The following is a 20,821-nucleotide window of genomic DNA, read 5'->3' as shown; positions in this document are numbered from 1 at the left end:
CCGGCTGTACGACAGATCGATGACTATCCGCGGGGAATCTGGCTATCGGCGGATCTTAATGTCCCGAGCGCGCCTCATCGTGGTTAAGGCCACCGGCCGGAGACCGATGACCGCGAGAACATCGGCAGCGCTGGTTCACGAGACGGGGCCGCGCTATGCACCCCGCATCCAACGATCAAGGAGAACGTCATGACGCTGACCCTCGACCAGGCCCGCAAGGCCGTCGCGACCGCTCTCGCCAAGGGCGCCGAGCTCGGCCTCAAGCCGCTCACCGTGGCGGTGCTGGACGCCGGCGGCGCCCTCGTCGCGCTCGAGCGCTCGGACGGCGCCAGCCGGATGCGGCCGGACATCGCCATCGGTAAGGCCAACGGCGCGATCGCGCTCGGCATGGGCTCGCGCGCCATCTTCAAGCGCGCCGAGGAGCAGCCCTTCTTCGTCCAGGCGATGAATGCCCTCGCGGGCGGCGTCCTCGTTCCGGTTCCCGGCGGCGTCCTGATCCGCGACGCCGGTGGCGCGATCCTCGGCGCGGTCGGCATCACCGGCGACACCTCGGACAACGACGAGACCTGCGCGGTCGCGGGCATCGAGGCCTGCGGCTTCACCGCCGACTGCGGCTGAGCCGCGCCGCCGCGCAATGCCCTTCGGCCGGCTCAGTCCTCCATCACCGTTCCGTGCTGGAGGATGTTGATGAGCTGGCCGAATGGATCGCGGACGAACACCCGCCTCACGCCCCACGGCTCGTCGGCCGGTCCGTATTCGGGGCGGATGCCGGCGGCGGCGAGACGATCGAGCACCACCTTGAGATCGTCCACCTCGATCGAAAGCGCCGGCAGCGCCGTCCCTCCGCCGCCCTCGCTGGCGAGCGAGAGCTGCGACCTCTGCAGCGCCTCACCCGCGAAGGTGAGGATCCAGCCCTGGTCCATGACGATCTCGAGCCCGAGGATCTCGCCGTAGAAGCGGCGACCGGTCTGCGGGTCCGGCGCCAGGATGTTCGCAACGATCCGCTTGACCGCCATGGCAGCCTCTCCCCTGCACGTTCAGACCGAGCCGGCCTCGACGAAGAAGTTGTTGGCCGTGCACATCAGCGCGTCGTCGGAGGCGAGAAAGAGCACCATACGGGCGACGTGCACCGGCTCGATGAGGTCCGGCAGGCACTGGTTCTGCCGGTGCCGCTCGAGCGCCTCGGGCGTCGCCCAGAGCGCCTTCTGGCGCTCGGTCATGATCCAGCCGGGCACCACCGTGTTCACCCGGATCCGGTGCGGCCCGAGATCGCGGGCGAAGGAGCGGGTCATGCCGTGCACTGCGGCCTTGGCAGTGGTGTAGACCGGCATCCCGCCGGCCGATTCCCACCACGAGTTCGACCCCATGTTGACGATCGAGCCCTTGCCCGCAGCGATCATGCCGGGTGTCACGGCCTGGGTGGCGAAGAACATGTGCTTGAGATTGGTGGCGATCCGCTCGTCCCAGTAGTCCGGCGTCACGCTCTCCCAGCCATGCCGGTCGTCGCGCGCCGCGTTGTTGACGAGGACCGCGGCGGGCCCGAGCGCGGCCTCGAGCCGGGCAAACCCCTGCTTCAGCGCATCGATGTCGCGCAGGTCGCACGCCTCGAAGTGAACCTCGCCGTGCGTGGCGAGCTCCGCAGCGAGCGCGCGACCCCGCTCGGTGTCGATGTCGAGGAAGCCGACACGGCTTCCTTGGTCGGCGAAGGCGCGCACGATCACCTCGCCGATGCCGGAGGCACCGCCAGTCACGAAGACGGCGGCATTCTTGAGGCTGGGATAAACGGCAAATTCCACGGAGTTCGACCTTTCCTCGGTTTCGGCTGGACGAGCACCACTTGCGGCGCGCGGTCAAGTCGCTCGGCAAAGGGTCCAGACGCAGGCGGACCGGGCTTGATGGCGGCCAGCCCGGCGCCGGATTATGCTCGCCCTCGCCGTCTTTGGAGGATATCCATGCGCAGTCCAGCCGCCCTCGCCTCGCTCGCCGCCGGCTTCGTCCTTGTCGCCGATGCCTCATCCGCCACTGCGCAGACTGCGGCGGACCCCGCCGTGAGAGCCGACCGCAAGGCGATCGAAGCCTGCCTTGCCAAAGCCGGCGACGACCCTCGCAGCTGCATCGGCCAGCGCTCCGACGCCTGCCAGGACAAGACAAAGGCCGTGGCGACCGACGACATCGCAGCCTGCATCGACCGTGAACAGTCGGCTTGGGACGCCATCCTGAACGAGCGCTACCGGCGAGCGACGGCGGACGCCAAGGCGACGGACAAGGAGCTTGGTGACAGCGGCATCGACGCCGGCGCAGCCACCAGTCTCGTCGCGGCGCAGCGCGCCTGGATCGCGTTTCGCGACGCCGAGTGCGACCGCCTCTACGCCCTCGACGCCGGCGGGACGATCCGCACGCTGACCTATGCGAGCTGCGAACTCGACCTCACCGCGCAGCGCGCCATCGACCTCGCCCCGCGGGACGAGTGAGCACCGATCGCGATCATCGCATTCGCTCACGCTCTCGCCGCAGTGCGAACATAACGTGACGGCTACGATCCGTACCGCCGCTTGACGCAGGCCGCGAAACTTTAGACCCCTCGCTGCCCGAGTGACGGCACGACGCGTATCCCGAGGACCATCATGAACGACCCGATTCCCTTCATCGACCTCTCCGCACAGCGCGCTCGTATCCGCGACAAGATCGACGCGCGGCTGGCGAAGGTGATCGATGAGGGCGCCTATGTGCAGGGGCCGGAGATCTTCGAGCTCGAGCGGCAGCTTTCGGCATTCGGCGGCATGGACGACACCATCGTCTGCGGCTCGGGCACCGACGCTCTCGCCCTGCCGCTGATGGCCTGGGGCATCAAGCCGGGCGATGCGGTCTTCGTGCCGAGCTTCACCTTCGCCGCGACCGCGGAGGTCGTCGCCTGGCTCGGCGCGACGCCGATCTTCGTCGACGTGCTCGGAGACACCTTCAACCTCGATCCGGAGAACCTGCAACAGGCGATCGACGAGGTGGTTCGCGCCGGTCGACTGACGCCGCGCGTGGTCATCGCGGTCGACCTGTTCGGCCAGGCCGCAGACTATCCGGCGATCCGCGCGATCTGCGACGCGCATGGCTTGAAGCTCATCTCGGATGCGGCACAGGGCTTTGGCGCAACGCTCTCCGGCAAGATGGCGAGCGCCTGGGCGGACGTGGTTTCCACCAGCTTCTACCCGGCCAAGCCGCTCGCCTGCTACGGCGACGGCGGCGCACTCCAGACCAACGACGTCGAGCTTGCCGCGATCATCCGCTCGCTGCGCATCCACGGCTACGGCACCGACAAGTACGACAACGTGCGGATCGGGATGAACGGCCGCATGGACACGATCCAGGCGGCGATACTCCTGGAGAAGCTCGCGATCTTCCCCGAGGAGATCGAGGCGCGGATGGCGATCGCGGCGCGCTACGAAGCGGCACTGGCCGATCTCGTGACGCCGCAGCGCCTCCTCGACGGCGCGGTGTCGACCTGGGCGCAGTACACGGTGAAGCTCCCTGCCGCACGGCGCGACGCCTTCATGGCGGCAATGAAGAGCCGTGGCGTGCCGACGGTGATCTATTACGGCAAGCCGCTGCACCGCCAGACCGCCTACAAGCACTTCCCGACCGCCGGCAACGGCCTGCCGGTCTCCGACCGGTTGTCGGGCGAGGTCGTCAGCCTGCCGATGCACGCCTATCTCGATGCGGCGACGCAGGACAGGGTCATCGCCGCAGCGCGCGAATCGCTGGCCGAGGCGGCAGAGGCCGCCTGACGTTCAGCCGCGGCTCACGGCGCGGGCGAAGGCCGGCACCGCCTCCTGCGGGGTTTCCGGCGGGATCCACTCGAGCTCGTCCCTGGCGCGCTGCGTGTCGATGACGAAGGGAGCAAACAGGCGCTCCCAGTCGGCGCGGCGGCCTGCGGCGAGCGCCGCGCCGCGCAACAGCGTCGCCGGCACGGGAACGAGCGCGGGCGCGCGTCCGAGGCCGCTGCGCATCAGCGTGAGGAGTTCGGCCGTCGAGAGCGGTTGCGGATCGGCAAGGTTGTAGATCCCGCCGGCCGCTCCGGCGTACGTCACCGCGGTGACGACGCCGTGGACGGCGTTGCGCAGCGACAGGTAGCTGCGCGGCGCGCGTGCGCGGCCGAACGGCAGCGGCATCGGACGGGCGGCGAGGCGCGCCAGGGCCATCATGCCCGATCGTGCGCCGATCCCGTAGACCGGCGCCAGGCGCAGAATGGTGAGGCCCAGCCCGAGATCGCGCGCCAGCGCGCCCAGCGCCGCCTCGGCCTCGAGCTTGGAGCGGCCATACGCCGTCGTCGGCGCCGGCGGGTGCGCCTCATCGAACGGCAGCGAACCGCTCGGCGGGTACACCGCTGCGCTGCTGGCGAAGACGAAGCGCCTCACACCGGCTTCGGCCGCCGCACGTGCAAGGCCGAGCGCGTGATCGACGTTCGCACGCCGCAGGGCCGCCTCGTCCTGCCAGAGCGCGTCGCCGCGCACCGGGTTGGCGGCCGCGAGGTGTACGAGGACATCGGCCTTCGGGAGACCCTGCGCCGCAGGCTCGAGCCCCTCGGTCGCGACAGGGCGCAGGCCCGGCGGTGGGTCGCTCGCCTCGCGCAGGATCGGGCGCACGTCGAAGGACCGACCGGCGAGATCGGCGACGAGCGCCCGGCCGATGAAGCCGCTGGTACCAGTGACGAGAACCCGCACACACCCTCCTCCGGCGCGATAACGCCGGATCGCTGCCTACCACCCCGCAGTGTATCGAACCAGCATGCCGCCCGCGCATCGAGCGCTGCACCGGCGACTGGCCGTGTTAGAAGCCTTGCCGATGAAACGCCTCTTCGACATGGCCGCATCGGCCGCCGGTCTCCTCGTCTTCGCCCTGCCGATCCTCGCGCTGGTGCTGATGATCCGCCGCGACACGCCCGGGCCCGGCCTCTTCGCCCAGGTCCGGATCGGACGGCATGGCCGGCCCTTCACGTGCTACAAGCTGCGCACGATGCGCGCCGACACGGCCTCGCTGCCCTCGCACGAGACGCCGCGCGCGGCCGTCACCACGCTCGGCAACCGGCTCCGGCGCACCAAGCTCGACGAACTGCCGCAGCTCTGGAACGTCCTGCGCGGCGACATGAGCCTGGTCGGCCCCCGCCCGTGCCTGCCGCAGCAGACCGTGCTCGTCGAAGCGCGCCGTGCCCGCGGCGTGCTCGCCGTCCGTCCGGGCATCACCGGCCTCGCGCAGGTCAGGGGCATCGACATGTCGGATCCGTTGCGGCTGGCTGCGGTGGATGCGGACTACGTCCGGCGGCGGTCGATGCGCCTCGACCTCGTCCTGCTGTTGCGCACGGTGATCGGTGGCGGTCGTGGGGATCGAACCCTGACCTGAAGAGTCCGGAGGCTCACAGGTCGAGCTCGATCCAGGCCGGCGCGTGATCGCTCGCGCCCTCCTCGCCGCGCACCGCCCGGTCGACGCCGCCCGCCGTCAGTCGCGCCGAGAGCGAGGGCGCGACCAGCAGGTGGTCAAGCCGCAGGCCGGCGTCGCGGCTCCAGCGTTCGCGCTTGTAGTCCCAGAAGGTGTAGAGCGGCCTGTCCGGATGAAGCTGCCGCAGCCCGTCCGTCCAGCCCTGATCGAGCAGGCGCCGAAAGGCGTCCCGGCTCTCCGGCTGCAGCAGCGCGTTGTCGGTCCAGGAGCGGCTGCGGTAGATGTCGAAGTCCGTCGGAACCACGTTGTAGTCGCCGGCGAGCACCACCGGCAGGCCGGTTTCGGCGAGCCCGGCAGCGTGCGCGATCAGCCGCTCGAACCAGGCGAGCTTGTAGGCGAACTTCGGCCCGGGCTGCGGATTGCCGTTCGGCAGATACAGGCAGCCGACGAGGATGCCCTTGACCGCCGCCTCGATGTAGCGGCTCTGCGTGTCGGCATCGTCGCCGGGCAGCGCGTCGTGTGTCAGCACCGGTTCGGCTTCGCGGGCGAGGATCGCGACCCCGTTCCAGCTGCGCTGGCCTTTCCAGACCGCGTCGTAGCCAAGCGCCGCGATCTCTTTCGCCGGGAACGCCGCCTGCTCGCATTTCAGCTCCTGCAGGCAGACGACGTCCGGCTCGGCCTCCTCGAGCCACGGGAGAAGATTGCCGAGACGCTTGTTGACGTTGTTGATGTTGAAGGTCGCGAGTTTCACGGATCGACAGATAGGCGCGCAGCGCTCGCGATCGAATCGACGCGTGTCCGGGATTCAGGTCTGCAGCAGTGGATGATCCTCCGGCAGGCGCTCGAGAAACTCGACGCCGCAGGAGAGTGTCCCCCGCCACCGCACCAGCGCTGCGACCTGAACCATGCTGTTCGGTGCCAGCACGATGGTGTCCGGAAGCGGCAGCGGCCGCTCGTAGCGCAAGCCGGCGCCGGAGCACGACACATCCCACATCGTGCACATGGACAGCAGCGAGCCGTCCGCCCGCAGCAGCAGCAGCTTGCGGTTCACTTCGAGACGCTGGTCCCGGCGCAGGTCGAGCCGTTGAGCCACTTTCAGCATCGCCGCCACTCCGTTTCTGATGTCTCAAGACGTTGCAGTCGCGCGCGAGCCTCCGTCGGCACGACCCTACGCTCATAACCAGTAGATCCTATAATTTTCCATCGCGTGACTTTATCGATGTGCCTGACCGTACCCCCTTTCTATATCCGATATGACTATAAAGTCAGTCATTCTTGGCAACTGTCCGTTCGAAATGCTCTCGCTCGGCGAGCAATTCCGGGTCACCGATCGGCCGCAACCAGCCCGAGGCAAGCGCGGGCGGTCTATATCGCGGCCCTCGCCTGCTAGGGATCGGACCGCATGACACACGCCACGAAGTTCGCCTCCAACGAGCGTCGCGCCGGCTACTGGGACGCGATGAGCCTGGTGTCGGACATCCTGGAGCGTCTGGAGTACCGGGAATCGGATCGTCCCGACGTGCTGGAGGCGATCTACGACGTCCGTGCCGCATTGGCGGAACATGCCTTCGAGGTGGAGGCGAGCGCCGCCGCCTGAGGGCGGCGCTGGCGAGGTGCGTCGCCGCGCTCAGAATCTTGCGCTCAGCCCGGACGCCCGCTCCCTGTTGCGATGGTGCCTCATGGCGCGTAGGGTCGCCGCGATGGTTCCGGATGCCCCCAGGGCGGTCCGGATGAAAAGGGAACACGGTGAGGCGTACCCATCAGGGGCCGAAACCGTGGCTGCCCCCGCAACTGTGAGCGGCGAGCGACGCCCGACATGCCACTGGCCCTCTTCGGCCGGGAAGGCGGGCGAAGCGACAGGACCCGCAAGCCAGGAGACCTGCCATCGCCAGCCGCGCCCTTCAGCGCAATTCTCAATCCTTTGCCGCACGGCGGGTGCGGAAGGAGACATCAAGATGCATATCGAACCCGGCGTCGTCACCGGCGCCAAGATCGTTCTCAGCTACGCCACGGCGGCGGCCTCCTTCGGGCTGGCCGCGAAGATGGCCGTCGACACGCTGCGCCGCGACGGTGCCGGCGCCCTCGCCGTCCGCTCGACGGCGACCACGGCGCTCGTCTTCTCGTTCTTCCAGCTGCTGCCGCATCACGCGGTCGGCGTCTCGGAGGTGCACCTCATCCTCGGCTCCACCTTGTTCCTGATCTTCGGGTCCGGGCCGGCGGCGATCGGCCTCGTGCTCGGCCTGTTGATCCAGGGGCTGTTCTTCGCCCCGTTCGACCTGCCGCAATACGGCATGAACGTCACCACGCTGCTGGTGCCGCTCTACGCCATGAGCCTGCTGGCCGCGCGCATCATCCCGGCCCGCACGGCCTACAAGGACGTCGGCTATGGCCAGGCGCTGGCCCTGTCGACGGCCTATCAGGGCGGCATCGTCGCCTGGGTGGCGTTCTGGGCGCTCTACGGCCAGGGCTTCGGCCTCGCCAATCTGACGGCGGTCGCGAGCTTCGGCGGCGCCTACATGACCGTCGTCCTGGTCGAGCCGCTGATTGATCTCGCCGTTCTCGCTGCGGCCAAGACGCTGCACCGGCTGCGCGATACCGCCCTGGTCCAACCGCGGCTCTTCGAAGCCGCCGCCTGACCTCTGGGCCTTGCGTGTCGGCGCACCGACACGCTCACGCCAAACGAAGGGCGCGCCAGGGGCGCGCCTTTTTCGTCAGTCGATCGGCACCACGACGAAGCGCAACTCGCCGCTGCCGGACGCGAGCAGCAGAAGGGCGTTCTTGCGCCCGGAGGACTTCAGCTCCGCGATCTTGTCGGTGACGTCCTTGGCGCTGGCGACGCTCTCTTGCGCCACCTCCTTGATCACCGTGCCGGCCTCGATCCCCTTCTCGGCGGCGCGCGAAGCCGGATCGACCGACGTCACCACCGCACCGGATGCATCCTTGGCCAGCTGATACTGGTCGCGCAGCGACTGGTCGATGTCGGCGAGCTTCATGCCGAGCGTCTCGTTGCCGAGCGCCGGAGCCGCGCCGTCCGGCTTTGCGCCACCCTTGGCGCCCGCGTCCGGCTCGGCCGAGGCCATCTGCTGCTCGCCGTCCTCGAGCCGCCCGAGCGTCACCTCGACGTGCAACGTGTCGGCCGGGGCGGTCTTCGCCGCCTTGCGCAGGATGTCCACGGTCACGCTCTTGCCGACTTCGGTCTCGGCCACGATGCGCGGCAGGTCGCGCGAAGAGTCGATCGGATGGCCGTCGAAGCCGGTGATGACGTCACCGACCTGCAGCTTGCCCTCCGACGGCCCGTCGCTCTGCACACCCATCACCAGCGCGCCTTTGGCGGCCTGCAGCCCGAGCCCGTCGGCGATGTCCTCGGTCACCTCCTGCAGGCGGATGCCGAGCCAGCCGCGCCGCGTCTCGCCGTACTGGCGCAGCTGCGCGATGACGTTCGAGGCGAGCTCGGACGGAATGGAGAAGCCGATGCCGATCGAGCCGCCGCTCGGCGAGATGATCGCCGTGTTGATGCCGACCACGTCGCCGTACATGTCGAACAGCGGCCCGCCCGAATTGCCGCGGTTGATCGCCGCGTCGGTCTGGATGAAGTTGTCGTAAGGGCCCGCATTGATGTTGCGCCCGCGCGCCGACACGATACCGACCGTGACCGAGCCGCCGAGGCCGAACGGATTGCCGATCGCCATCACCCAGTCACCAATCCGCATCCGATCCGAGTCGCCGAACTTCACCGCCTTCAACGGCTTGGCCGACTCCACCTTGAGCACTGCGATGTCGGTCTTGAGGTCCTTGCCGAGCAGCTTGGCCGGCAGCTGCGACCCGTCGGCGAAGTTGACCGTGATCTCGTCCGCGTCGGCGATGACGTGGTTGTTGGTGACGATGACGCCCGAGGGGTCGATGACGAACCCCGAGCCGAGCGACTGCACCCGGCGCGAATTGTCGCCGTCCTTCGACAGGTCGTCGAAGAAATCCTGCAGCGGCGAACCTTCCGGCGCATTCAGCCGCGGCACCCCGCCGCCGCGCACGGTCTGCGAGGTCGAGATGTTGACCACCGCGTCCAGCAACCCTTCCGCCAGATCGGCGACCGAGGCCGGCCCCTGCATCGTCCGATGCGATCCATCGGCCGCGGCGGCAGCGGGATCGGCCGCAGCGTCCGGCGCCGGCGTCTGCGCGGAAGCCGCGCCGAGCGGCAGCAGCATGAGCGCCAGCAGCGCCGGGGCGCTGACGGCGATCGGGCGGAAGCGGAGTGCGGACATCGGGACGATCCTGTGCGTCAGCGAGAGCGCCGACAAGCCGCGCGGGCGGCACGTCGCAGCGAGTGCTGACGCAAGCCCAAAAACGCGGTGGAATCAAGCGTGATACGGCAGATGACCCGAAGGTGATGCGCTGCCGCGCAACGGTTCGCGTGCCACCAGCGGCTGAACGCCGCCGTGCGCCGACAGCCTCGCCACCGCTGCCCCGGGTCTGGCTCGCGAGTGGCGCAGGAAGGCGGGCGCGCGCCGGACGAGCGGCGCGCGCATGTCGGTCTGCCTCAGCCGGCCGGCGTCGGCTGGGTCGCCTGCGTCGCGTCCGCCGGTGCCGCGGGCGGCGTTCCGGCCGGCGGAGACGCGGCAGCGGGCGCCGCGGAGGCCGGCGCCGGCGTCGGCTCCTGCGCCGCACCGACGGGCGCGGTGGACGCGGCCGCCGAGCCGGCGGAATCCTGCGGCACATCCGTCTTGAAGTAGCGGAAGAACTCGGTGTCCGGCGACAGCACCATGGTGGTGCCCGAGTTCTGCAGCGAGTCGCGGTACGCCTGCATCGAACGATAGAAGTCGAAGAAGCCCGGATCCTTGCCGAACGCGCTGGCGAAGATGCCGCTGCGCTCCGCCTCGCCCTCGCCGCGCAGGATCTCCGAATCGCGCTGCGCCTCGGCCTTGATCTCCACCGCCTGGCGGTCGGCGGCGGCGCGGATCTTCTGGCCCGCCTCGTTGCCTCGGGCACGCAGACGCTCGGCCTCCGCGAGGCGCTCGGCCTTCATCCGGTCGAAGGTCTGCTGCGACACCTCCTGCGTCAGGTCGGTGCGCCGGATCCGCACGTCGGTGAGCCCGATGCCGAGGGAGGCGGCGTCCGGCCGCATCTGATCGCGCACCTCGCGCATCATCTCGGCGCGCGAATCGGACAGCGCCGCCTCGAAGCCGCGCAGGCCGTAGGTGTCGCGCAGGGCGGCGTTGAGACGCGTGCGCAGCCGACCTTCCGCTTCTGGGATCGATCCGGACACGGTCTGGCGGAAGCGGGCCGGGTCGTCGATCTGATAGACCAGGAAGGCGTCGACCTCGTAGAACTTGCCGCCCGACACCTGCACGCGGATGTTGTCGAGGTCGAGCCGGAGCAGCTGCTTCGGCAGCTTCTGCACGTTGTCCGCGCCGGCGAACGAGAACGGCAGCTTGAAGTACAGGCCGGGCTCCTGCACCACCCGGCGAATCTCGCCGAAGCGCAGGACCAGCGCCTGCTCCTTGGCGTTGACGATGAACAGCGCGTTCCACAGCAGGAAGAGGCCCGCGGCGACGACGATCAGAAGGCCGTAGAGACGATGGGTCATCAGTTGCCTCCCTGCACGGCGGTCGTGCCGCCCGTGCCGCCCGTGCCGCGCGTTGGCGAAGACGCCGTCGAGGCACCGGAAGATTGCAGCTGTGGCAGCGGCAGGTACGGCACCACGCCCTGACCCGCGCTGTCCTTCTCCAGGATCACCTTCTGGCTGCCCTTCAGGACATCCTCCATCGTCTCGAGGAACAGACGCTTGCGCGTGACCTCCGGCGCCTTCTCGTATTCGGCGAGGATCGAGCTGAAGCGCTTGGCCTCGCCCTGCGCCTCCTGCACGACCTGCGCCTTGTACCCCGCCGCCTCCTCGCGGATCTGCGCCGCCTCGCCGCGCGCCTTGCCGAGGCGCTCGTTCTGGTAGCGGTTGGCCTCCTCGACGAAGCGGTCCTCGTCCTGCTCGGCGCGCTGCACCTCGTCGAAGGCGTCGGCGACCTCGCGCGGCGGCGCCGCGTCCTCGATCGAGATGGTGTTGATGCGGATGCCCGCGCCGTAGCCGTTCAGCGTGTCCTGGACGATCTGGCGCACCTTCTCGGCGATGTCGGCGCGGTTGTCGCGGAACACGTCCTGCACCGGCCGGCGGCCCACCACCTCGCGCATGGCGCTCTCGGCGACCTGCTGCAGCATCGACTGCGGATCGCGCACGTTGAAGATGAAGTTTCTCGGGTTATCCACCTGATAGAGAACGGCGAACTGGACGTCGACGATGTTCTGGTCGCCGGACAGCATCTGGCCCGAGCTGTCGCGCCCGGTGCCGAGCGTGATCTGGTTCTCGACCACCGGGACCGTGTCGACCGTCTCGATCGGCCACAAGATGAAGTGGAGGCCCGGCTCGGAGAGTTCGGCTTTGGGCTGGCCGAACAGGCTCTCGACGCCGACCTCGTCGGGCTGGACGGTGTAGACCGCCTTGAACAGCCAGAGCACGATCACGCCGATGAGGATCAGGCCGAACAGGGCGAGGCCACCGCCCTGCGCAGCGCCGCCACCCCCGCCGCCGCCGCCGCCCATGGCGCGGCGCAGACGGTCCTGGCCGCGGCGCAGGATGTCCTCGAGATCGGGTGACTGGTTCGAGCCACCGGGTCGGGGCGGCTGCGGTCCCTGCCCCCACGGGCCTCCCGAGCCGCCTCCCTTCCAACCGCCGTTACCCGTCTGATTGCTCCAGGGCATGGATGTCCTCTCGCTGGGCCGCGTGCCGGAACCTCCCCGTGCCGCTGGCGTTTTCTTCTGTCCGGCACCTTATAGGAATTGACCGCGCGGCTTTCAACGAAAGCGGCGTCAAATCGCGCATCGTATGGCGTGCGAACAATGCGTTTTGCCCGAAAGGCTTAGCGCGAAGTTGCGGCCTCGGCAGGCCGACGATCCCAGACCTGAAAGACGACGTTTGCGCTGTCCCGCTCGGACCTTGGCGGGCGTTCCTCGGCAACGAGCGCCCACTCACCTTGATCGATCGCCGGAAACGTCGCGTCGCCTGCCGGCTCCGCATCGACCAGCGACACGTAGAGCCGATCGAGCCGCGGCATGAACTGGGCGTAGATCTCGCCGCCGCCGGCGACGATCACCTCCTCGGCCCGGCGCGCCTCGGCAAGGTGCCGTGCCGCGACGATTGCCGCCTCCGCCTCGTGCGCGACATGGGCGCCCTCGAAGGCGAAGCTTCGGTCGCGCGTCAGCACCACGGTGTCGCGCCCGTCGAGGACACGCCCGATCGACTGGAGCGTCTTGCGGCCCATGATCATCGGCTTGCCCATGGTCAGGCTGCGATAGTGCCTGAGGTCCGTCGGCAGCCGCCAGGGCATCGCGCCGTCCTGCCCGATCACCCGGTTGCGGCCCATCGCGACGACCGCGACGAGGCGCGGCGCGAACGGCTCTGCCGGAACGCCTCCCTCTCCGCTCGCCGCGCTCACACCGCCACCGGCGCCTTGATGTGCGGGTCGGGGTGGTAATTCTCCAGCGTGAAATCCTCGAAGCGGAAGCCGAAGAGGTCGGTGACGTCGGGATTGAGGCGCATCGTCGGCAGCGGCTTCGGGGCGCGCGTCAGCTGCTCGCGGGCCTGCTCGAAGTGATTGCGGTAGAGATGCGCGTCGCCGAGCGTCAGGATGAAGTCGCCGGGCCGGTGGCCGGTGACCTGCGCCACCATCAGCGTCAGCAGCGCGTAGGAAGCGATGTTGAAGGGCACGCCGAGGAAGATGTCGCCCGAGCGCTGGTAGAGCTGGCAGGACAGCCGCCCGTCGGCGACGTAGAACTGGAACAGGCAGTGGCACGGCGGCAGCGCCATCTCGTCGACCAGCGCGGGGTTCCAGGCCGAGACGATCAGCCGGCGCGAGTTCGGATTGCGGCCGATCTCGGCGACGAGCTTGGCGATCTGGTCGATCGTGCCGCCGTCATAGTCCGGCCAGGAGCGCCACTGCACCCCGTAGACCGGTCCAAGCTCGCCCGCCGCGTCGGCCCACTCGTCCCAGATCGAGACGCCGTTCGCCTTGAGATAGGCGATGTTGCTGTCGCCGCGCAGGAACCACAGGAGTTCGTGGATGATCGAGCGCAGATGCAGCTTCTTGGTGGTCAGGAGCGGGAAGCCCGCATCGAGGTCGAACCGCATCTGGTGGCCGAACACCGACCGCGTGCCGGTGCCGGTGCGGTCGCCCCGATCCACGCCCTGGTTCAGCACGTGCGACAGGAGGTCGAGATAGGCGCGCATCGCAGCCCTTTGCTTGCCGGCCGTCCGCGTGCGGCCGATTCCGCCGGGACGGCACGGACTGATCGCCGAAAACGCATCGGATGTCGACTCGGCGGCGCGGCCTGGACCGGGATCCCGTTCGATCCGGCCCCGGGCTGCCGCCCCGCATTCGCAGTCTCAGGGACGTCCGCCGATTTCGGCCTTTTCAGGCAGGGCCCATATCCCTATATTCGCGACGCCGGCTTGTCCGGCTATGGCGATAAACGGCCGATGGAATAAGCCATTCGGACCCGGGGGCGGTACCCGGCGCCTCCACCTGAACCCAAGCTGCAGCGGAGTTGGGTTGAGGCGGGGGCGAAACAGGATCGACGAGGGTGTAAAGATCGGACTTTCGCTCGGCATGGTTCCGCCGTTATCGGGCCGAAAAAGTAGTTGCCAACGACAACTATGCGGAAGCTCGTCTCGCCGCTTAATGCGGTGCGATGACTTCAATCCAAGCCCTAGGGGTTCGCACTTCTAGGCGGGGCTCGGAGGTGCCTGGCAACAGAAACCTCCACTTTATCTTTCACCAGGTCTGCTGCCACGCACGGCGCACGCGACCGAGAAGGCGATACGAGCCCCGATGGCCCAGGATCTGATCCGCTACGACATACTCGCGCAGGATGCCTTGCGTGGCGTCATCCGGAAGGTTCTCGGCGAGGTGCAGAAGACCGGTCTGCCGGGCGAGCACCACTTCTTCATCACCTTCCTGACCTCGGCCTCCGGCGTGCGCCTGTCGACCCGGCTGCGCGAGAAGTATCCGGAGCTGATGACGATCGTCGTCCAGCACCAGTACTGGGACCTCATCGTCACCGACACCCATTTCGAGGTCGGCCTGTCGTTTTCGGACGTCCCGGAGCGCCTGCTGGTGCCGTTCGCCGCGATCCGCGGCTTTTACGATCCGGCGGTGAATTTCGAGCTCGAGTTCGACGTGCGCGAAACGGAAGCCGCCAACCAGACATCCGAAGAGGCGCCGTTGACGTTGGCGCCGCCCGCGTCGGCCCGGGCAAAGCCATTGGAGAAGGCTCCGAAGGCCGCCGCCAAGCAGGGTGCCACGCCCGAGGCGGCGGACGCCGACGCCGACAAGGGATCCGCCGAGGTCGTCTCGCTGGACTCCTTCCGCAAGAAGACCTGAGCCGGACGGCATGGGCGAGGTGGTCAACCTGCGCCAGGCGCGCAAGGCGGCAGGGCGTCGACTGAAGGACGAGCAGGCGGCGCAGAACCGCGCGAAGCACGGGCTGGGCAAGGCCGAGAAGCGCCAGCGCAAGGTCGAGGACGCGGCGCGCGAGCGCCAGCTGGATGGCCACCGGCTCGACCGGGACGGCCCATCAGAGCCGGAGTCGGGCAGCCAGTCCTGCGATCGATGATCGTCAAGCGGTCGATCACCATCCGCGGCCACCGCACCTCGATCAGCATCGAAGACGGCTTCTGGGAGGCGCTGAAGACGATTTCGGCGCGCGAGGCGGTCGCCCTCGCCGCCCTGGTGGCGGAGATCGACGGCGCCCGCGACCCGGCGACCAACCTCTCCTCGGCGATCCGGCTGCACGTCCTGCGCGACCTGCAGAAGACAATCCGTACGACAGCACCGCCCGGCTAGTTCGGAGCGCGGCGGTCTAGAACCGCAGCGGCGGCTCGACGCCTGGCAGCCCGAAATCCGGGCTCGGGGTCCTGTTGTTATCCTTCGGCACCGGCTGATCGAAGCTGAGCGAGCGCGGGCCGGACGCCGGGCTCTGCTGCGGTTGCCGGCTGCGGCGGTCCTGCGCGTCGCGCGGTTGCTGCCCTTGGTCCTGCGCCCGCGTCGGCGCCTCGGCCTCGCGGGCCGCCGCCTCGGCTTCGGCCTCGCCCTGCTTCTGCGCCGTATCCTCTTGCTGGCGCTGCAACCGCAGGCGCTCGGCCGCTTCGGCCGCCTCCTGCGCCGCCCGCGCCTTGACCTGCTCGGCCTCGCGCCAGCGGTAGAGCCGCGCCTCGCGCCGCAGTCTGAGCTTCTCCTGCAGCGCTTCCTGCATCGCCTCGACGCGCTGCTGCTCCTTGTCGAGCGCCCGCACCGCGAGATACCCCGAGAGTGGCCGCGTGTCCCTCGTCAGCACGGGCGCGCTGACAGGCCCGGCGAGGCTGTAGTTGATCACCGGCTCGCCGCCCTCCACCGCCTCGTCGCCGGGATCGAGCTTGAGTGCGACGTCCCCGGCAAGGCGCAGATCGGCAAGATCGAGCGAGAGAGCCGCCGTGAGGGTGTCGCCGCCCTGCTTCAGCGTCACCGGCGCGAACCGCGCGATACCGCCATTGACGGTGAAGTCGGTGCGCACGGTCCCCAGCGGAAACCGCGCCGCCCGATCGAGATCGGCGACCAGCGCGTCCGTGTTGTCCTGCGTGGCCTTGAACCCTTCGGCGTCCGCCGCATCGAGGATGCCTTGCAGCTTGCCCGCAGCGATGCCGGGCACGCTCGCCCCTGTCAGCGTGACGTCGCCCGCGCCGCTGACGGCCGTCGTCATCGCGGCGAAGGACTGGCCGGTGCCTTCGAGCGAGATGCGTCCGCTGAGCGAGCCGTCGATGCCCTGCGTGTCCGCGGGCGGCGGCAGCAACTGCGGCATGGCGATGCCGTTCGCGTCCAGCGTCAGCGAGAAGCCCCCGAGACCGGCGATGTTGCGCAGCGCCGCCGCCCCGCTGAGCGTGCCCCCGGCGTAGGCCGCCGTCAGATCCGTGACCTGGAGATCGGTGGCGGATCCGGCGATGCGCCCGGTCACCCCCGTCAGCCGCGTCCCGTCGTCGAGGTCGAGCACGTCCGCCGTCACGTCCACGAGGAAGGGCGTCTGCGGCAGCAGAGGCGCAGCGAACGCGGCCTTCGACCACGCGCTCGAGCCGCTGGCGTCGAGCGGCGAGGCGCCATAGACCAGTGCGGCGAGCCAGGGCAGCGACAGCGAGCCGACGCTGGCACTGCCTGTCACCGGCGCGTCGCCGCTCCTCTGCAACTCGGCACCGATCCGCACCCCGTCGATCGTGCCCGCCAGACCGCGCAGCGCAGCGCCCTGCGGCGTCCACTGGAGCCGGCCCGCGACGTCGAGCGGCAGCGCGTCCAACCCGTTGCCGCCATAGGCGACACCGGTCGCGAGCAACCAGGGTGCGGCGTCCTCGCTCCGCGCCGAGATCGCGAGGTCGGCACCGTCGAGACCGCCGGCCTCGAGATCGAGGCCGCCATCGACCTCGATCCGGCTGCCGGGCGCTTCGGCCACCAGCTTGCCCCGCGCCGTCCCCGACCGGGGCCCGGACAGTGCCAGGCTGACCGCCAGGGGCGAGGCCGTCTCGATCGGCAGCGTCGGCAGGCCGAGCTGCTGCAGGAGGACGTGCGACTCGGGGTTCTTCAGGGTCGCCGACAGATCGAAGGCGCCCTCCGCGCCGCTCGAAGCCAGGAGCCGCCCGTGCGCGTCGATGTCGAGGCTGAGCTGCGTGCCGGCCGCGGTGCCGGACAGGCGCGCGGTCGCACCCTTCGCCTGTTCGGTGTCCGCGTTGACCGTCTCGATGTCGCCGCTCAGCTTCAGAGGCGACAGGCTGTCGGCGCGGTCCCTCAGCGCCGCGAGCATGCGCGATCCGGGAAAGCGCTGCTGCAGGAACGACACCAGCCGGGCCGGCTCGTCGGCGTCGAGATCGATGGTGAGATGGCCGCTCGGAGCCTCCGGCAGGCCCTCCAGGCGGCCGCTCATGTCAAGATCGGCCCCGGCGAGCTTGTCCACCCTCAGATGCCCGACGTCGAGCGTATCGCCGGCATAGGTGAGACTTGCGTCGATCGCGTCGGCCGTCGCGCCACGATACAGCACCGGGCCGGCCTTCAGCTTCAGATCGAGATGATCGGCGCGCGTCAGCGGCTGCGCGTCGCCGGTGAAGATCCCGGCGAGCGCAAGAAAGCTGTCGAGGTCGATGCGCTTCCCGGACAGGTCGGCGGTGATCGCACCCGCCTCGCCGGTCCGCCGGCGCTCCAGGCGCCCGGTGAGGACGTCGCCGCCGACGTCCACCTCCAGCCGGTCGAGCACCTGGCGCTCGGCGTCGAGATCGACGTCGGCCGAGAAGCCGGCGCCGTTGAGCGTGCGGATCGAGGGATCCACCGCGCCGGTGAGCCAGTCGGAGAAGCCCGACGGCTGGCGCGAGGCGAGCAGGAGGTTGCCCTTGAAGCCGAAGGTCTGGTCGAGTGCGAGGACGCCCGACGCCTCCAGGCGCGTGCGCCCCGGAAGCTCGGCACTGAAGGAATCGATCGACCACCCTGCGTCCATGGGTGACGCGGCGAACGCGACGTCGCGGATGGTGGTGTCGCCGGCGACGATGACCGGCAGGGTCAGGAGCGCCACGCCAGGCAGCGGCGGCCGCGGCACCGCCGCGAAGATCTCCCGCACGGCGCGCATCCGCTCGGCAAAGGTCACCGGCTGATGCGGCTCGGCACTGCCCGTTGCGATGCTGTCGACGTCCACCTGCTCGCCCTGCAGCTGCAGGGTGAAATGCGCGGTCGTGCCGAGGTCGATGGTGCCGATGCCGTTGAGGGTGTATGGGACGTCGGCCTTCCCGACGACGACCCGCATGTCGGTCACGTCGATCGCCTTGGCGGTCGCGATGAGCGATCCCGTCATCTTCACCGGCGGCAGCACCGAGGCCGGCGGCGGCGTGACCGTCTCGCCGCTCGACGCGGCCGGCTGCTCGGCCGGACTGATGAAGGAGACGCTGCCACTGATCTGTGGCAGGCGATCGACGACCGTGGCCCCGCCGTCGAAGACGAGGCTGGCATTCAGTGCCTTCGAATCCAGCGTCAGCTTCAGGGGGAATTTGCCGTCGGGCTCGCGCGCGCCGCTGCCGAGGGTGAAGCCGAGCGGGCGCCCGTCGGCGACCAGCGTCCCGCTGCCGTTGAACGGCCCCTGCAGCGAGCGGGCCGAGAAGGTCGCCTCGATGCCGGTGAGCTGATGCGTCTGGCCGGAGACGCCGCTCTCGATCAGGATCGAGCCGTCGGTGATCGCGATGTTCTCGAGCACCACCGTGCCGGCAACCGGTATGTTCGGCCGCTGCACGGCCCAGGCGATCGCCCCGTCCCGCGACACCGGCACACGCAGCGCGGGCTTGCGCAGCTGCATCGAGAAGATGCGGATCTCGCCGGAGAGATACGGCGCGAGTTCGGCGTCCATCCGGAACTGCTGGACCGTCATCAGCGGCCGTCCGTCGTCGCTTTCCACCGTCACGTCGTCGAAGGTGACGGACGGAAACGGCAGGAGCCGCGCATTGGCGGCCCCGTGCACCACGACATTGCGGCCCAGAATGGCGCTCGCCTCCCGCTCGAAGTCCGAGCGATAGGCGGTCCAGTCGATGAAGAACGGCGCAATCAGCGCCGCGAGCAGCGCGACGACGAGCAGGCCGCCTAGGGCGATGAAGGCTCGGACCAGGGCTCCTCTCCTCGAACGGCGTCGACGGCCGGCCGGCAATGCGGCGGGTCGACTAGCTGTGGCGCCGGACGCGGCGAAGGCGGTGTCGGCGAGGCCCCTCGATAGCGCGCGCCTGACACGAAGGTTAGGCCAGATGCCGCAAGATTTGTCGATACACGATGGACTTAACAATTAATGTGGCGCTGTCGGGCGGATCGTCGCATCGGCGCCGATCAGGCCTGCCGCCGCTTTGATCGACGCCCGGCGCCCGCGTGGACATTTGGCCCCGCGCGAAGGCCGCCCGCTCCCGTCGCAGCTCCGTCGGCGCCCGCAGAGCCGTCCGCTGGACGGCAAGCACCGGCACATGCAGGACCCGGTGGACGACGACAGCCCGGATCAGCGATGACACGGCATCGACGTAGACCGCGATCGTCGCGGTGTCACCGAGGCGACGATCGTCTTCTGCGGTCGTGCCACCTCCCGAAGAGGTGCCGCCGACGGCCCTCCTCTCGACGCCGACAGCCGCGGCGCGCCGTTCGATGCCGTCGGTGCGCGCGCCGCGTCCCTCGCGCGGCTCGCGCTTCATCCGGCCGCTGTCCGACGCTCGGCTGCGCTTCCATTCTGGACAAGTTCCTCAGCGGCAGCGAAGCTGCATCGTGCGGGACGTCCGCCCTCATGCAGCACGCGCTGCGTGCGGGCCCCCGCGGATCCGCTGCGCCCGATCGGAGTTCGAGCATGTCCCTCCCCCGCGTCCTTGCCGCCGCCTGCCTCCTCCCGCTCGCGCTCGCGCCTGTGGCCGATGCCGCCGAGTCGCCGGGCCTCTGGTCGGTCTACGAAACGGCGCTCAAGGGGGCGAAATACGTCGACCTGACCCACACGATCACCCCGGACATTCCGGTCTGGTCGGGCTTTGCCAGCGCCACCTTCTCCCCGGCCACGGCGGGCAGCGACATCGAAGGCTACGCCAGGAAGGGTGACACCTACACCTACGCGACCCACGGCTTCGAGGCGACGGAATACACCCTCAGGACCGACCAGCTCGGCACCCAGCTCGATCCGCCCGCCCATTGGGCGCCGGAATATCCGGGTATCGACGAGTTGCCGCCGACCTATGCCGTCCGACCGCTCGTCGTGATCTCCATCGTCGAGCAGCTCAAAGCCGACGACAACTATGCCCTGCAGGTCTCCGACATCGAGGCGTGGGAGCGCGCCCACGGGACAATCCGCGAAGGCTCGGTGGTCTTCGTCCGTTCGGACTGGTCGAAGCGGTGGCCGGACCCCGCCCTCGCCAAGCTCACCCGTTTTCCCGGCGTCAGCCTCGACGCGCTGAAGTTCCTGCACGAGCAGCGGCACATCCTCTTCCACGGCCACGAGCCGCTCGACACCGATTCGACGCCGACGCTGGAGGGCGAGGACTGGCTGATGCATCACGGGTATGCGCAGGCCGAGGGCGTCGCCAATCTCGACCAGGTCCCAGAGGTCGGCGCGCTGGTCGCCATCGGCTATCCGAAATTCGGCGGCGGCCTCGGCGGGTATGCGCGCTACGTCGCGATCTGCCCGCCGGACTGGCCGCACGGCGTTTCGATCGGGCCGGACGACGCGCCGCTGCCGAAGTCCGACAAGCCGCTGCACTACGACAGCAAGGCCGGCATGCGCGTGCGCTGACGGACTGGCGGCGCACGCGCATGCGGAGCGCCGCCCTTGGTCCGGCGTTCTCTCG

Annotated in this window: 22 protein-coding genes, 1 other RNA gene and 1 riboswitch; of the genes, 11 read left to right on the top strand and 12 right to left on the bottom strand. The window is 69.4% G+C overall.

Annotation, left to right across the window (positions count from 1 at the left end; translation table 11 throughout):
* The first annotated feature begins 189 nt into the window (after nt 1–189).
* Nucleotides 190–618 carry a GlcG/HbpS family heme-binding protein gene (locus tag NPA30_RS17870; protein WP_256804136.1) on the top strand — a complete coding sequence of 143 codons (429 nt, stop codon included), beginning with the start codon at nt 190–192 and terminating at the stop codon, nt 616–618.
* A gap of 32 nt (nt 619–650) precedes the next feature.
* Here the strand turns inward: NPA30_RS17870 and NPA30_RS17865 are convergent, their stop codons facing one another.
* The gene (locus NPA30_RS17865; protein ID WP_256804135.1) at nt 651–1,016 is read right to left on the bottom strand and encodes a VOC family protein; all 366 of its coding nucleotides are present in this window, start codon (nt 1,014–1,016) and stop codon (nt 651–653) included.
* 21 nt (nt 1,017–1,037) lie between these two features.
* A complete protein-coding gene (locus tag NPA30_RS17860) occupies nt 1,038–1,796 on the bottom strand; it encodes an SDR family NAD(P)-dependent oxidoreductase (protein ID WP_256804134.1) in 759 nt (252 codons plus the stop codon).
* Between the two features lie 156 nt (nt 1,797–1,952).
* Here NPA30_RS17860 and NPA30_RS17855 point away from each other — a divergent pair, with 156 nt between their 5' ends.
* Both NPA30_RS17855 and NPA30_RS17850 read left to right on the top strand, forming a co-directional pair.
* Nucleotides 1,953–2,471 (top strand): lysozyme inhibitor LprI family protein, encoded by a 519-nt coding sequence (locus NPA30_RS17855; RefSeq protein ID WP_256804133.1) that lies wholly within the window; start codon nt 1,953–1,955, stop codon nt 2,469–2,471.
* A gap of 153 nt (nt 2,472–2,624) precedes the next feature.
* On the top strand, nt 2,625–3,776 hold the full coding sequence (locus NPA30_RS17850; RefSeq protein ID WP_256804132.1) for a DegT/DnrJ/EryC1/StrS family aminotransferase: 1,152 nt from the start codon (nt 2,625–2,627) through the stop codon (nt 3,774–3,776).
* 3 nt (nt 3,777–3,779) lie between these two features.
* Here NPA30_RS17850 and NPA30_RS17845 read toward each other — a convergent pair whose 3' ends face one another.
* Nucleotides 3,780–4,712 carry an NAD-dependent epimerase/dehydratase family protein gene (locus NPA30_RS17845; protein WP_256804131.1) on the bottom strand — a complete coding sequence of 311 codons (933 nt, stop codon included), beginning with the start codon at nt 4,710–4,712 and terminating at the stop codon, nt 3,780–3,782.
* A gap of 121 nt (nt 4,713–4,833) precedes the next feature.
* On the opposite strand from NPA30_RS17845, the gene NPA30_RS17840 reads away from it, so the two are divergent.
* Nucleotides 4,834–5,388, top strand: a complete 555-nt coding sequence (locus tag NPA30_RS17840) for a sugar transferase (RefSeq protein WP_256804130.1) — start codon at nt 4,834–4,836, stop codon at nt 5,386–5,388.
* A 13-nt stretch (nt 5,389–5,401) separates the two neighbouring features.
* On the opposite strand, the gene NPA30_RS17835 is transcribed toward NPA30_RS17840, so the two are convergent.
* The gene (locus NPA30_RS17835; protein WP_256804129.1) at nt 5,402–6,175 is read right to left on the bottom strand and encodes an exodeoxyribonuclease III; all 774 of its coding nucleotides are present in this window, start codon (nt 6,173–6,175) and stop codon (nt 5,402–5,404) included.
* A 54-nt stretch (nt 6,176–6,229) separates the two neighbouring features.
* Nucleotides 6,230–6,526 carry a PilZ domain-containing protein gene (locus tag NPA30_RS17830; RefSeq protein WP_256804128.1) on the bottom strand — a complete coding sequence of 99 codons (297 nt, stop codon included), beginning with the start codon at nt 6,524–6,526 and terminating at the stop codon, nt 6,230–6,232.
* 300 nt (nt 6,527–6,826) lie between these two features.
* Between NPA30_RS17830 and NPA30_RS17825 the strand changes: the two genes are divergently transcribed.
* Both NPA30_RS17825 and NPA30_RS17820 read left to right on the top strand, forming a co-directional pair.
* Nucleotides 6,827–7,021 (top strand): hypothetical protein, encoded by a 195-nt coding sequence (locus NPA30_RS17825; RefSeq protein ID WP_256804127.1) that lies wholly within the window; start codon nt 6,827–6,829, stop codon nt 7,019–7,021.
* A gap of 87 nt (nt 7,022–7,108) precedes the next feature.
* A riboswitch (cobalamin riboswitch) is annotated at nt 7,109–7,325 on the top strand.
* A gap of 54 nt (nt 7,326–7,379) precedes the next feature.
* Entirely contained in the window at nt 7,380–8,060 is a 681-nt protein-coding gene (locus tag NPA30_RS17820; RefSeq protein ID WP_256804126.1) for an energy-coupling factor ABC transporter permease, read from the top strand.
* A 75-nt stretch (nt 8,061–8,135) separates the two neighbouring features.
* Here NPA30_RS17820 and NPA30_RS17815 read toward each other — a convergent pair whose 3' ends face one another.
* The 5 genes from NPA30_RS17815 to NPA30_RS17795 form a co-directional block, all read right to left on the bottom strand.
* On the bottom strand, nt 8,136–9,683 hold the full coding sequence (locus tag NPA30_RS17815) for a Do family serine endopeptidase (RefSeq protein WP_306228985.1): 1,548 nt from the start codon (nt 9,681–9,683) through the stop codon (nt 8,136–8,138).
* Between the two features lie 275 nt (nt 9,684–9,958).
* Nucleotides 9,959–11,005 carry a protease modulator HflC gene (gene hflC / locus NPA30_RS17810; protein ID WP_256804125.1) on the bottom strand — a complete coding sequence of 349 codons (1,047 nt, stop codon included), beginning with the start codon at nt 11,003–11,005 and terminating at the stop codon, nt 9,959–9,961.
* Nucleotides 11,005–12,168, bottom strand: a complete 1,164-nt coding sequence (gene hflK, locus NPA30_RS17805) for an FtsH protease activity modulator HflK (protein WP_256804124.1) — start codon at nt 12,166–12,168, stop codon at nt 11,005–11,007. Before hflK ends, hflC begins: the two co-directional genes overlap by 1 nt.
* Before the next feature lie 158 nt (nt 12,169–12,326).
* On the bottom strand, nt 12,327–12,902 hold the full coding sequence (locus tag NPA30_RS17800) for a dihydrofolate reductase (RefSeq protein WP_256804123.1): 576 nt from the start codon (nt 12,900–12,902) through the stop codon (nt 12,327–12,329).
* Nucleotides 12,899–13,693 (bottom strand): thymidylate synthase, encoded by a 795-nt coding sequence (locus NPA30_RS17795; RefSeq protein ID WP_256804122.1) that lies wholly within the window; start codon nt 13,691–13,693, stop codon nt 12,899–12,901. The genes NPA30_RS17800 and NPA30_RS17795 overlap by 4 nt, the downstream gene beginning before the upstream one ends.
* Nucleotides 13,694–13,870: 177 nt before the next feature.
* Here NPA30_RS17795 and ssrA point away from each other — a divergent pair.
* The 4 genes from ssrA to NPA30_RS17775 all read left to right on the top strand — a co-directional run bounded on the left by ssrA (nt 13,871) and on the right by NPA30_RS17775 (nt 15,308).
* Nucleotides 13,871–14,230: a transfer-messenger RNA gene (gene ssrA, locus NPA30_RS17790) on the top strand.
* A 64-nt stretch (nt 14,231–14,294) separates the two neighbouring features.
* Nucleotides 14,295–14,846, top strand: a complete 552-nt coding sequence (locus NPA30_RS17785) for an SspB family protein (RefSeq protein ID WP_256804121.1) — start codon at nt 14,295–14,297, stop codon at nt 14,844–14,846.
* 10 nt (nt 14,847–14,856) lie between these two features.
* Entirely contained in the window at nt 14,857–15,078 is a 222-nt protein-coding gene (locus NPA30_RS17780; RefSeq protein ID WP_256804120.1) for a DUF4169 family protein, read from the top strand.
* On the top strand, nt 15,075–15,308 hold the full coding sequence (locus tag NPA30_RS17775) for a ribbon-helix-helix domain-containing protein (protein ID WP_256804119.1): 234 nt from the start codon (nt 15,075–15,077) through the stop codon (nt 15,306–15,308). The genes NPA30_RS17780 and NPA30_RS17775 overlap by 4 nt, the downstream gene beginning before the upstream one ends.
* Nucleotides 15,309–15,324: 16 nt before the next feature.
* Here NPA30_RS17775 and NPA30_RS17770 read toward each other — a convergent pair whose 3' ends face one another.
* Together NPA30_RS17770 and NPA30_RS17765 are read right to left on the bottom strand one after the other, a co-directional pair.
* A complete protein-coding gene (locus NPA30_RS17770; protein WP_256804118.1) occupies nt 15,325–19,161 on the bottom strand; it encodes an AsmA family protein in 3,837 nt (1,278 codons plus the stop codon).
* A gap of 85 nt (nt 19,162–19,246) precedes the next feature.
* Nucleotides 19,247–19,687 carry a hypothetical protein gene (locus NPA30_RS17765; RefSeq protein WP_256804117.1) on the bottom strand — a complete coding sequence of 147 codons (441 nt, stop codon included), beginning with the start codon at nt 19,685–19,687 and terminating at the stop codon, nt 19,247–19,249.
* A 149-nt stretch (nt 19,688–19,836) separates the two neighbouring features.
* Between NPA30_RS17765 and NPA30_RS17760 the strand changes: the two genes are divergently transcribed.
* Complete coding sequence (locus tag NPA30_RS17760) at nt 19,837–20,766, top strand: cyclase family protein (RefSeq protein WP_256804116.1); 930 nt, start codon at nt 19,837–19,839, stop codon at nt 20,764–20,766.
* The last annotated feature ends 55 nt before the right edge of the window (nt 20,767–20,821 follow it).

Source organism: Mangrovibrevibacter kandeliae (genome assembly GCF_024519155.1).
Classification (GTDB): Bacteria; Pseudomonadota; Alphaproteobacteria; order Rhizobiales; family Rhizobiaceae; genus Mangrovibrevibacter; species Mangrovibrevibacter kandeliae.
The sequence above is the reverse complement of the archived record's forward strand: the minus strand, read 5'-3'. Positions and strand labels throughout refer to the sequence as shown.

What these genes read in the sequence shown, in the direction of transcription:
- NPA30_RS17870 (WP_256804136.1), top strand. Translation starts at nt 190, where the DNA reads ATGACGCTGACCCTCGACCAGGCCCGCAAGGCCGTCGCGACCGCTCTC.
- NPA30_RS17865 (WP_256804135.1), bottom strand. Translation starts at nt 1,016, where the DNA reads ATGGCGGTCAAGCGGATCGTTGCGAACATCCTGGCGCCGGACCCGCAG.
- NPA30_RS17855 (WP_256804133.1), top strand. Translation starts at nt 1,953, where the DNA reads ATGCGCAGTCCAGCCGCCCTCGCCTCGCTCGCCGCCGGCTTCGTCCTT.
- NPA30_RS17850 (WP_256804132.1), top strand. Translation starts at nt 2,625, where the DNA reads ATGAACGACCCGATTCCCTTCATCGACCTCTCCGCACAGCGCGCTCGT.
- NPA30_RS17840 (WP_256804130.1), top strand. Translation starts at nt 4,834, where the DNA reads ATGAAACGCCTCTTCGACATGGCCGCATCGGCCGCCGGTCTCCTCGTC.
- NPA30_RS17830 (WP_256804128.1), bottom strand. Translation starts at nt 6,526, where the DNA reads ATGCTGAAAGTGGCTCAACGGCTCGACCTGCGCCGGGACCAGCGTCTC.
- NPA30_RS17825 (WP_256804127.1), top strand. Translation starts at nt 6,827, where the DNA reads ATGACACACGCCACGAAGTTCGCCTCCAACGAGCGTCGCGCCGGCTAC.
- NPA30_RS17820 (WP_256804126.1), top strand. Translation starts at nt 7,380, where the DNA reads ATGCATATCGAACCCGGCGTCGTCACCGGCGCCAAGATCGTTCTCAGC.
- NPA30_RS17815 (WP_306228985.1), bottom strand. Translation starts at nt 9,683, where the DNA reads ATGTCCGCACTCCGCTTCCGCCCGATCGCCGTCAGCGCCCCGGCGCTG.
- hflC (WP_256804125.1), bottom strand. Translation starts at nt 11,005, where the DNA reads ATGACCCATCGTCTCTACGGCCTTCTGATCGTCGTCGCCGCGGGCCTC.
- hflK (WP_256804124.1), bottom strand. Translation starts at nt 12,168, where the DNA reads ATGCCCTGGAGCAATCAGACGGGTAACGGCGGTTGGAAGGGAGGCGGC.
- NPA30_RS17795 (WP_256804122.1), bottom strand. Translation starts at nt 13,693, where the DNA reads ATGCGCGCCTATCTCGACCTCCTGTCGCACGTGCTGAACCAGGGCGTG.
- NPA30_RS17785 (WP_256804121.1), top strand. Translation starts at nt 14,295, where the DNA reads ATGGCCCAGGATCTGATCCGCTACGACATACTCGCGCAGGATGCCTTG.
- NPA30_RS17780 (WP_256804120.1), top strand. Translation starts at nt 14,857, where the DNA reads ATGGGCGAGGTGGTCAACCTGCGCCAGGCGCGCAAGGCGGCAGGGCGT.
- NPA30_RS17775 (WP_256804119.1), top strand. Translation starts at nt 15,075, where the DNA reads ATGATCGTCAAGCGGTCGATCACCATCCGCGGCCACCGCACCTCGATC.
- NPA30_RS17765 (WP_256804117.1), bottom strand. Translation starts at nt 19,687, where the DNA reads ATGAAGCGCGAGCCGCGCGAGGGACGCGGCGCGCGCACCGACGGCATC.
- NPA30_RS17760 (WP_256804116.1), top strand. Translation starts at nt 19,837, where the DNA reads ATGTCCCTCCCCCGCGTCCTTGCCGCCGCCTGCCTCCTCCCGCTCGCG.